General features: G+C 64.0%; 5 protein-coding genes. 2 read left to right on the top strand and 3 right to left on the bottom strand.

Annotated features, from left to right (window positions below; all coding sequences use genetic code 11):
* Position 1: 1 nt before the first annotated feature.
* From glgB to K288_RS0115505, 3 genes are read right to left on the bottom strand one after another with little or no spacing between them, the layout of a single operon-like run.
* Entirely contained in the window at positions 2–2,149 is a 2,148-nt protein-coding gene (gene glgB, locus K288_RS0115515) for a 1,4-alpha-glucan branching protein GlgB (RefSeq protein ID WP_027580398.1), read from the bottom strand.
* Positions 2,146–5,457: a maltose alpha-D-glucosyltransferase gene (treS, locus tag K288_RS0115510; protein WP_027580397.1), complete on the bottom strand. Its 3,312-nt coding sequence runs from the start codon at positions 5,455–5,457 to the stop codon at positions 2,146–2,148. Before treS ends, glgB begins: the two co-directional genes overlap by 4 nt.
* A 13-nt stretch (positions 5,458–5,470) precedes the next feature.
* Entirely contained in the window at positions 5,471–7,420 is a 1,950-nt protein-coding gene (locus tag K288_RS0115505; protein ID WP_027580396.1) for an alpha-1,4-glucan--maltose-1-phosphate maltosyltransferase, read from the bottom strand.
* A gap of 200 nt (positions 7,421–7,620) precedes the next feature.
* Between K288_RS0115505 and malQ the strand changes: the two genes are divergently transcribed.
* Both malQ and K288_RS0115495 read left to right on the top strand, forming a co-directional pair.
* Entirely contained in the window at positions 7,621–9,573 is a 1,953-nt protein-coding gene (gene malQ, locus K288_RS0115500) for a 4-alpha-glucanotransferase (RefSeq protein ID WP_027580395.1), read from the top strand.
* 20 nt (positions 9,574–9,593) lie between these two features.
* Positions 9,594–11,399 carry a glycoside hydrolase family 15 protein gene (locus tag K288_RS0115495; protein ID WP_027580394.1) on the top strand — a complete coding sequence of 602 codons (1,806 nt, stop codon included), beginning with the start codon at positions 9,594–9,596 and terminating at the stop codon, positions 11,397–11,399.
* Positions 11,400–11,458: the final 59 nt, after the last annotated feature.

Here is an 11,458-nt window from a genome sequence, read left to right as displayed (position 1 = left end):
GTCAGCTTTCAGGTACGAGGAAGATCGCAGCCAGCGGCGGAATGGTCAGGCTGAGCTCGGGCACGATCCCTTCCAGCGTGAGCACCTCGCCGATATTGCCGACATTGCTGCCGCCATAGTGGGAGGAATCCGAATTCAGCACCTCGCGCCATTTTCCGGCAAAGGGCACGCGGACGCGATAGTTATGATAGACGTTCGGCGAGAAGTTGACCACCACCAGGCAGCGCGACCGCGCGTTGTTGCCCTTGCGGATCCAGGCGAACACGTTGTGGTCGGCGTCATCGGTGATGACCCATTCGAAGCCGGCCGGATCGCAATCCAGTTCATGCAGCGCCGGCAGCGCACGATAGAGCCGGTTGAGATCGCGCATCAACGCCTGGACGCCGGCATATTTCGGTTGCTCGAGCAGATGCCAGTCGAGCGAATGTTCGTGGGCCCACTCGCGCTCCTGGCCGAACTCGCAGCCCATGAACAACAGCTTCTTGCCGGGATGGCCGAACATGAAGCTGTAATAGGCGCGCAGATTCGCGAAACGCTGCCAGTCGTCGCCGGGCATGCGGCCCAGGATCGAACGTTTGCCGTGCACGACCTCGTCATGCGAGAGCGGCAGGATGAAGTTCTCCGAGAAGGCGTAGTGCAGGCCGAACAGGATGTCACCGTGGTGATATTTGCGGTGAACAGGCTCCTTGCCGATGTAGCGCAAGGTGTCGTGCATCCAGCCCATGTTCCACTTGTAGCCGAAGCCGAGCCCGCCAAACTCGACCGGGCGCGACACCTGCGGCCAGGCGGTCGATTCTTCCGCCGCGGTCGTCGCCTGCGGGAAGCGTCCGAACACTTCGGTGTTGAAGCGGCGCAGGAAGTCGATCGCCTCCAGGTTCTCGCGGCCGCCATATTTGTTCGGAATCCAGCCGCCGGGAGGACGGCTGTAATCGAGATAGAGCATGGAGGCGACCGCATCGACGCGCAGGCCGTCGACGCCGTAGCGGTCGAGCCAGAACAGCGCGTTGGAGACCAGGAAATTGGTCACCTCGGTGCGCCCGTAATTATAGATCAGCGTGCCCCAGTCGAGATGGCGGCCCTGCAGCGGGTTGGCGTGCTCATAGAGCGCGGTGCCGTCGAAATGGCCGAGGCCGTGCGGATCGTCCGGGAAGTGGCCGGGCACCCAGTCAAGCAGCACTCCTAACCCTTCGCGATGACAGGCATCGACGAGCGCGGCGAAGTCGGCCGGCGAGCCGAACCGGCTGGTCGGCGCGAACAGGCCCGTCGGCTGATAGCCCCAGGAGCCGTCGAACGGATGTTCGCTGACGGGGAGGAACTCAAGATGGGTGAAGCCCATGTCGCGCGCGTAGGCCGGAAGCTGCTCGGCGAGCTCGCGATAGGTCAGCCATTCATTGTTGCCCTTGCGCCGCCACGAGCCGAGATGGACCTCGTAAATCGAGATCGGCGCACCAATGGTGTTGATGCCCAACGGCGCTGCTTGCGGATGAGGAATGTGGTCGAGGTCGACCACGATCGAGGCGGTCTTCGGGCGCACCTCCGCGCCAAACGCCACCGGATCGGACTTCAGCGGCAGATGCTGGCCAGTGGGGCCGATAATGTCGAACTTGTAGTGGTCGCCGGCGCGGGCATGCGGGATGAACAATTCCCAATAGCCGACGCCGCGCACCCGCATCGGGTGCCGCCGCGCGTCCCAGAAATTGAAATCGCCGACCACGCTGACCCGCCGTGCGTTCGGCGCGAGCACCACGAAGGCGACGCCTTCGACGCCGTCGAGCGTCATCGGATGCGCGCCGAGCTTTTCGTAGATGCGCTGGTGGGTGCCTTCGCCAAGCAGATAGAGATCGAAATCGCTCAAGACGGGCGGGAAGCGGTAGGGGTCGTCGAGATCGACGACATTGTCGCCGAAGCGGGCGCGCAGCTGGTAGCGGCGCGAGCCGTTCGGCAGCGCACCGGCGAACAGGCCCGCGTCATGAATGCGTGCGAGCGTTGCAGTCTCGCCATGTTCGCCGATCGCCTCGACATTCGAGGCTTCCGGCAGGAAGGCGCGCACGACGCTCTGGTCGCCCTCGGCATGAATTCCGAGGTAGCGGAAGGGGTCGGAATGCCGACCCTCGATGATGGCGTAAGCTTCAGCAGGCAATCTGGTCATTGCAGCTCATGCGGTTGTTGCGCCAGGATGCGGAGCATCCCGGTAAGCGGGACGCGCAGCCAGTCGGGACGGTGCGCCAGCTCATATTCGATCTCGTAGAATGCTTTCTCAAGCAGGAAGAAGTTGAGCATCCGCTCGGCGGCTTCCGGTTCGGCCGGCCACAAGGGCTGGCCCGCCATGGTCTCGCGATAGGCAGCCAGGAATGTCGCGGTGGCCTGATCGCGCCAGTCGGCAAGCGCCAACGCGAGCTTGCCTTGCTCGTCGGGTGCAACCTTCAGCACCCGATCGAGCGCAGCGGTGACGGAGTAGTCGATCGAGCGGACCAGGCCGGCGACATCGCGCGCCGCCGGCGCCTTGCGGCGCCGCTCGGCGATGCTGCGGCGCGGCTCGCCCTCGAAATCGATGATGAAGATGTCGTCCTTGACGATCAGCATCTGGCCGAGATGGAAGTCGCCGTGATGGCGGATGTTGAGGCCATCGATGTTTCCGGGCAGCAGCGCCTTCAGCCGGGCCGGCAAGCTGTCCTGCTGTGCCAGAAACTGGGCCACCAGCGGCCGATCGGCCTCTTTGAGCGTATCCCGCCGCTGTGTCAGCGTCTCGAAGACGCGGTCGGCGCGGGCCAAGATGTCATCGATCCAGCGCTGCACGTCTTCCGGACTGGTCGGCTCCGGGACGAACTCGGGCAGGTCGCGGTTGCTGGCCAGCGCAATGTGCAGCTCGGCGACCCGTTTTCCTGTTTGCGCCATGTAGCGCAGATAGGAGATCTGCTGTTCGCTCTGCTTGGTCTCATGGTTGGTCGCAAGCAGCCGCTGTTCCTCGACGAAGCGGTCGAGATAGGCGGCGGTCACTGTCCATGCCTCGCCCTGGTTGGTGACAAAGGCATGTACGATGCCGATCGCACTGCGCTTCTCGCCCTCGATGAGCTCGACCGTGCCGAGCAGCGCCGGCGTGTTGGCGAAGCCGGCGACATCAGTGAGGAAGCGCCCCATCTCGATCTCCGGATTGATGCCGGGCTCGAGCCTTCGATAGATCTTGACGACGTAATCCTCGTCCACCAGCGCCGTGCTGTTGGACTGCTCGGTCTCCACAGCGCGAATGCGCTGGGGCTGTTTGATCGGCTTGTCCGTGAAGCGGCTGGTCGGGCGGAATTCGAGGCGCAGCGCGATGCCCAGCTCCTCGTCCTCGACCGTCAGCGATTGCGCCAGATTGCGCAACAGCAGCGCGATGAAGATCTCATCGGTCGCAACGTCGAGCAGCGTGCCCTCGCGCGCGCCCTGCCGTACGGCGGCAAGTGCGCGCGGATTGTAGCGCTCGCGGTCGAAGCGCACCCATTCGATCCGGATCGGCAGCACATAGCGTGAGGTGGCGCCGCGCTGCGTCGTCTCGAAGAAGGCGAGCCAGGGGCGGTTGTCGCCGATGTCGCAGAACGGAATGGCGGAGACCAGCAGGGGCTGGATCGCTTTCGACAAACTCTCAGGGTACCAGCGCGCCCGCGACAGGTGGCCCGGCAGCACGTCGCGCTCGAACACGCCGCGGGCGCGCGCCAGCGACACCCAGGTCGAATTCAGCGGCACCACCAGCGTTTCGAATTCCGGCACCGCGCGCCGCGGCATGGCGATGGACTTGTCGGGCTCCTGGAGCTGGAACCAGTAGAAGCCATACGGCGCCAGCGTGACCATATAGGGCAGTTCGCCGATCGTCGGGAAGCGCGTGCGGCCGAGCATCTCCAGGGGAATGCGTCCCTTGAAGGCGGAAAGGTCGAGTTCGGTCGCCTGCGCTGAGCGCGACAAATTGGCGACGCAGAGAATGACCTCGTCCTGATACTGCCTGACATAGGCGAGCACCGAGCGGTTCTCGGGGCGGATGAAGGTCATGGAGCCCCGGCCAAAGGCCAGCGTTGACTTGCGCACCGCGATCAGCCGCTTGGTGGCGCTGAGCAGCGACGAAAGGCTGCGCGACTGCGCCTCGACGTTCACGGATTCATAGCCATAGACCGGGTCCATGATCATGGGCGCATAGAGCCGCGCCGGATCGGCGCGGGAGAAGCCGCCATTGCGGTCCGGGCTCCATTGCATCGGCGTGCGGACGCCGTTGCGGTCGCCGAGATAGATGTTGTCGCCCATCCCGATCTCGTCGCCGTAATAGATGATCGGCGTGCCCGGGAACGACAGCAGCAGCGAGTTCATCAATTCGATCTTGCGCCGGTCATTGTCCATCAGCGGCGCGAGGCGGCGGCGGATGCCGACATTGATGCGGGCGCGGGGATCGTTGGCGTAGGTCGACCACAGATAGTCGCGCTCGACATCGGTAACCATTTCCAGCGTCAGCTCGTCATGGTTGCGCAGGAACAGCGCCCATTGGCAACTGGCCGGGATATCCGGCGTCTGCCGCAGGATGTCGGTGATCGGAAACCGGTCCTCCTGCGCGATCGCCATGTAGATGCGCGGCATCAGCGGGAAGTGATACGCCATATGGCATTCGTCTTCGCGGCCGAAATATTCCTGCACGTCCTCCGGCCATTGATTGGCTTCGGCGAGCAGGATCTTGCCCCTGGCGTAGGTGTCGAGCTCGCGCCGCAGCAGTTTGATGATGGCGTGGGTCTCGGGCAGGTTCTCGTTATTGGTGCCTTCGCGCTCACAGAGATAGGGAATGGCGTCGAGCCGGAAACCGTCGACGCCGGTGTCGAGCCAGCGCTTCATCACCTGCACGATGGCGCGCACCACGCGAGGGTTGTCGAAGTTCAGGTCCGGCTGGTGCGAGAAGAAGCGGTGCCAGTAGAACTCGCCCGCTTCGGGATCCCAGGTCCAGTTCGACTTCTCGGTATCGGTAAAGATGATCCGCGTGCCCTGGTACTTCTGGTCGGTGTCGCTCCAGACATACCAGTTGCGCGCGCTCGAGCCGGGATGGCTGCGGCGCGCGCGCTTGAACCAGGCGTGCTGGTCGGAGGTGTGATTGACGACGAGCTCGGTGATGACGCGCAGGCCGCGCTTCTTGGCCTCATGGATGAAGCGCTTGAAGTCCTTCATCGTCCCGAAATCGGGATTGATGTCGCCATAGTCGGCGATGTCATAGCCGTCGTCGCGTCCGGGGGACGGATAGAACGGCAACAGCCACAGCGCGGTGACGCCGAGATCCTGCAGATAGCCGAGCTTCTCGGTCAGCCCCGCGAAATCGCCGATGCCGTCGTTGTTGCTGTCGGCGAAGGCCTTGACGTGGAGCTGGTAGATGATGGCGTCCTTGTACCAGAGATCGTCCGCCGTCTCGGTGACCACCAGTTCCTTTGTCTCGACCGCTGAAAGCACGTTCATGGCGCTGCCCCCTTCAGGCCAGGCAGCGGAACAGCACCGCCGGATCGCGCATCGGATCAATCCGCACCCGGATGCCACCCCAGTCGAGTGCATAGCGTTCGCCGGTGATGAGATTCTCGACCGCGGCGACATTGCGGCGCTCGTCGCCGGCACCTAGCTGGACGTCGCCCAGCGGCAGCCAGACTTCGTGGACGTCGCGCGACAATGCAATCACGACCGCAACCGTGTTGCTCCCGTCGACGGCTTCCTTGACGAACCCGATCACGTTGCTGTCCTCGATGGGCAGGAAACGCAGATTGCTGGTCTGCTGCAGCGCTGCGTTGGCGCGGCGCGCCAGGTTGAGGTCGCGGATATAGGGCTTGATATTGCCGGGCTTGTCCCAGTCACGCACCTTGATCTCGTATTTCTCGGAATCAAGATATTCCTCGCGCCCCGGGATCGGCTCGTGCTCCAGCAGCTCGAAGCCGTTGTAGACGCCGTAGGTGCTGGACAGCGTCGCCGCCAGCGCCACGCGGGACTTGAACATCCAGGGTTCGCCGCCCTGCAGATGGAAGGGCAGGATGTCAGGCGTGTTGACGAAGAAATTCGGCCGGTAGAAGTCGTGCTCGGGATAGCCGGTGAGCTCGATCAGGTATTGCTCCAGCTCCCAGCGCTGGGTGCGCCAGGTGAAATAGGTGTACGACTGGGTGAAGCCGAGTTTTGCCAGCCCCTTCATCAGTTTCGGCCGCGTGAAGGCTTCGGCGAGAAAGAGCACGTCGGGATGGTGCAACTGCACCTGGTGGATCAGCCATTCCCAGAACGGGAACGGCTTGGTGTGTGGATTGTCGACGCGGAAAATCTTCACGCCCTGGTCGACCCAGAACAGGATCACGTCCCGCAACGCATTCCACAGCGCGCCCGCGTCCTCGCAGCCGAAAGCCGGGTTGACGATGTCCTCATATTTCTTCGGCGGGTTCTCCGCATAGCGCATCGAGCCGTCGGGCCGCTTCTTGAACCATTGCGGATATTCCTTCAGCCAGGGATGGTCCGGCGCACATTGCACCGCGAAGTCGAGCGCGACTTCCATATCGTGCTCTTTGCATGCCAGCACGAAAGCGCGGAAATCCTGCAGCGTCCCCAATTCCGGATGGATGGCATCGTGGCCGCCTTCCGCCGAGCCGATCGCATAGGGGCTGCCGGGATCGCCTTCCTTGGCGGTCACCGCATTGTTGCGTCCCTTGCGGTTGATCCTGCCGATCGGATGGATCGGCGTGAAGTAGACGACGTCAAATCCCATCGCCGCGACGTCGGGCAGGCGGTCGATGCAGTCGTGGAAGGTGCCGTGCTGGCCGGGCACCTTGCCCTGGCTGCGCGGGATCATCTCATACCAGGAGCCGAAGCGCGCCCGCGGCCGGTCGGCGACGAACGGGAAAAGCTGTGAGCGCGTCAGGTCGGGCCGCAACTGGCTTTCAGCCATCGCGTCCTGCAATTCGGGCGTGAGCAGGGGAGCCGGATCGCCGGTCTGGAGATAGGTCTCGCACTGCTTGAGGATGACGGCCGCAGCCGCCCGTCCGCCGGCCTGCGCCTTGGTCAGCATGCCCGCGCCTTCGATGGCGTCGAGCGTCACATCGGCGCCGGCCTTCTGCTTCAGCTCAAAGCCGTGGCGCCAGGTGGCGAACTCGTCGGTCCAGGCCTCGATCGCATAGAAATAGCGGCCGGGCGTGTCGGGGACGAAGGAGCCGAACCAGCGATCATTGGCATGCAGGGTCATCAGTTCGCGCCGCCACTCGTGGTCGAGTTCGCCGCGCCAGATCAGTTCTGCCGCGACGATGTCATGCCCGTCGCGGTAGACGTCGGCCCAGACCTCCACGGGCTCCCCCACGATGCGTTTCACGGGGTAGCGGCCGCCGTCGATCAGCGGATAGACGTCTTCGATATGAAAAGTGCCCGCGGCACTCTCGACAGTTTGAGCGGTTTTGTTCACGGTGATGCCGCCATTGACAAGGAAATGACGCCCCCGTTGCGTGAAGGATACGCTCCGGACTGATATAGAAAGCCGCTCGCGGGACATTGGTTCCCACGGAACGGCTGGAAGGACAGTGAGTTAAACATCATCTATCCCCTTCCTGCATCTACATAATTTTGTGACCCGCGCTCCCGGGTCGTGTGCAAAGTGCGTGCCGAATGGACCTCTACGCCAAAGCCAGAGACCTTGGAATTACGACCGAATATATCGACGGTCAGGGCCACCGCCGTGTGACAGACGCGGCTGCGTTGAAAACGATCCTCGACGCCTTGCCGCCGCGCGAGCCCCGCCGCTGGATCGACCACCCGGTCGTCGTCCGGCTGGGTCGCCCGACGCCGTCGCAGCTTTCGATGGACGCCAAGCTGCCGGTCGCATGGACGATTTCGGCCGGTGGCAAAATGATGGCAAAGGGTGAGACGAGCGACCGGACTATATCCTGGCCGCAGGACTTGCCGGTCGGGGTCTACCAGTTGCGCCTGAACGACGCCGGCGGATCGACCGAAGAGCTGCCGCTGATTGTCGCACCGGAACGCGCCTTCGGCGGCGAGTTCGACCGCTGCTGGCTGCTGGCGGTCCAGCTCTACAGCGTGCGCTCCGCGCGCAACTGGGGAATGGGCGATTTCACGGACCTGCGGGGCTTGATCGAACTCGCCCATCAATTGGGTGCCGGTGGTGTCGGACTTAACCCGCTGCATGCGCTGTTCGATGACCGCCCCAATGATTGTAGCCCCTATTCGCCGAACAGCCGACTGTTCCTCAACGCGCTCTATATCGACGTTGAGAAACTGCCGGAATTCCGCGCCGACCCCAGCGCCAATGACAAGCTCGCACAACTGCGTGCCGGGGACATCGTCGACTATCGTGCGGTTGCGGCGTCAAAATGGCAGGCGCTGCGCTCGGCGTTCGCCAATTTCAAGGCGAGCCCGACGCTCGAGCGCCGGCAGGATCTCGAACGCTTCAGGACCGAGCGCGGACCGCTGTTGTCGCGCTTCGCCTGCTTTGAGGTTTTGCGGAAGAAGTTCAACCAGCCCTGGTGGGAATGGCCCGAGGAATGGCGGCGGCCGGACGACGCCAAGTGCAGCCGTCTGCGCAAAGGTGCCGATTTCGGCGAGATCGAATTCGTCGAATTCGTGCAGTGGAATGCCGATCGGCAGCTCGCGGCGTGCGACGCGCTTGCGCACCGGCTCGGCATGAAGGTCGGGCTTTATCTCGATGTCGCGGTCGGCGTGCAGTCCGACGGCTTCGATGCCTGGAACGAGCAGGGGGCGATCTCGCGCCTGCTCGGCGTCGGCGCGCCGCCGGACCCGCTGAACACCGCCGGGCAGGACTGGGGTCTTGCCGGCTTCAACGCTGCCGGCCTCGAAATGCGCTCCTTCGAGCCTTTTCGGGAAATGCTGCGCACCTCGATGCGCCATGCCGGCGCAATCCGGCTCGACCATGTGCTCGGCTTGAAGCGGCTTTATCTGGTGCCGCACGGTTTCGGCCCGGAGAACGGTGCCTATGTGCAGATGCCGTTCGAGGCGCTGCTCGCCGCAACCGCGCAGGAGAGCGTGGCGCATCGCTGCGTCGTGATCGGCGAGGATCTCGGCACCGTGCCGGAAGGTTTTCGCGAGCAGATGAACGACTGGGGCATCTGGTCCTATCTCGTGATGATGTTCGAGCGCGACGACAGCGGGGCGTTTCGCGGCATCGATCGTTACACCGCCAACGCGCTCGTCACCTTCAACACCCATGATCTTGCGACCTATGCCGGCTGGCGTTCGTTCAGCGATTTGAAGCTGAAGCGTTCGCTCGGCATCGATCCGGGCGAGAGCGACGAGGCGCGCTGGCGTGCGCTCGGCATGCTGGACGAGGTGCTGCGCCAGAATGGCATCGACCGCCACGATCTTTATTCGGTGGCTGCTTTCCTCTCCCGGACCAGGTCCCGCCTGCTGACGATTTCGCTCGAGGACCTGCTCGGTCTGGTCGACCAACCGAACGTCCCCGGCACCGTCGACGAACATCCGAACTGGCGGCGGCGGCTGCCGGTGTCGATCGAGCACATCGCCTCCGCCATCGACGTCGAAGCGCTGAAGAACGCCACCCGCGAGCGGTCAGCCGCATCAACTTAAAAAAGGGAGCAGTCGCCACCGTGTCTTGCAGGATCGAAGATTACGGACTGATCGGCGACTGCGAGACGGCAGCACTTGTCGGCCGTGACGGCTCCATCGACTGGCTGTGCTGGCCCGCCTTCGATTGCGATGCCTGTTTCGCCGCGCTGCTCGGCAACAACAGGCATGGCCGCTGGCTGATCGCGCCGGCCGAGGCCATCATCAAGACCTTCCGCCGCTACCGCGACAACACGCTGATCCTGGAAACGCGGTTCGAGACGGCAAGCGGCGTCGTAGAGATGATCGACTTCATGCCGCCGCGCGGCAATGCTTCCGACGTCGTGCGGCTGGTGCGCGGCGTGAAGGGGACCGTCAGCCTGAAGATGGAGCTGATCATCCGTTTCGGCTTGGGCGCCGATATTCCCTGGGTCAAGAAGAGCGAGGACGGATCGGTGCTGCTGGCGATCGCCGGGCAGGACATGATCGTGCTCCGCTCGCCGGTCGAGACCCGCGGACAGGACATGACCACGGTGGCCGAATTTACGGTCGGCGAAGGCGAGACCCTGCCTTTCGTGATGACCTACGGACCCTCGCATCTGCCGGTGCCCGGGCCGATCGATCCTGCGCAGGCCCTGCAGGACACCGAGGTGTTCTGGACTGAGTGGTCGAACCGCTGCACCTATGAGGGGGTTGCCCGCAACCTCGTGCTGCGCTCGCTGATCACGCTGAAGGCGCTGACCTTCGCGCCGACCGGCGGCATCGTTGCGGCGCCGACGACCTCGCTGCCGGAGAAACTCGGCGGCCAGCGCAACTGGGACTACCGCTACTGCTGGCTGCGGGATGCGACCTTCACGCTGCTGGCGCTGATGAACTCGGGCTATACCGAGGAAGCGCTGGCCTGGCACAATTGGCTGCTGCGCGCGGCCGCCGGATCGCCGGCCAACATGCAGATCATGTACGGCATCATGGGCCAGCGGCGGCTGCTGGAATGGGAAGCGCTCTGGCTACCCGGCTATGAGGGCGCGCAGCCGGTGCGCATCGGCAATGCCGCACATGCGCAACTGCAGCTCGACGTCTACGGCGAACTGATCGACGCCTTCCACCAGTCGCGTGTGGCGAAGCTGCAGCTCGACGACCGGAGCTGGTCGCTGGAGTGCACCGTGCTCCAGCATCTTGCCGAAGAGTGGGACCGGCCGGACAACGGCATCTGGGAGCGGCGCGGCGAGGGCAGGCACTACGTCTTTTCGAAAGTGATGACTTGGGTCGCCTTCGACCGCGGCATCAAGAGCGTCGAACAATTCGGCCTCAAGGCGCCGCTCGACAAATGGCTGGTGCTGCGCGAGACCATCCACCGCGAGGTCTGCGCCAGGGGATTTGATCCTGAGCTCAATTCGTTCGTCGAATCCTATGGTTCGAAACTGCTCGACGCCAGCGTCCTGCTGCTGCCGGCGGTTGGGTTCCTGCCACCAACCGATCCGCGGATCCTCGGCACGCTGGCCGCGACCGAGCAATACCTGATGCGCGACGGCTTCGTGATGCGGCACGATCCGCGCGAGGTCTCGGAGGAGAAGCAGCCGATCGAAGGCGCCTTCCTCGCCTGCACGCTTTGGCTCGCCGACGCCTATGTGCTCGCGGGCGAGGTCGGGAAAGCGCAAACGCTGTTCGATCGCGTGACCGCCGTCGCCAATGATCTCGGCCTGTTGGCCGAAGAGTTCGACGCCGTCGCCGGCCGCCAGACCGGCAATTTCCCGCAGGCGCTGACCCATATCGCGCTGATCAACACCGCGCACAATCTCAGCGACGCCAAGCGGACGGCGGAGAAGCCGGCCGTGCAGCGGTCGAAATAGGCTGCCGCCTGGACCTGCGCGAAGGAACCCGCGGGGTCAACGATCATTGTCTGCAAACA

The organism is Bradyrhizobium sp. Ai1a-2 (genome assembly GCF_000426245.1).
Classification (GTDB): domain Bacteria; phylum Pseudomonadota; class Alphaproteobacteria; order Rhizobiales; family Xanthobacteraceae; genus Bradyrhizobium.
The sequence above is the reverse complement of the archived record's forward strand: the minus strand, read 5'-3'. Positions and strand labels throughout refer to the sequence as shown.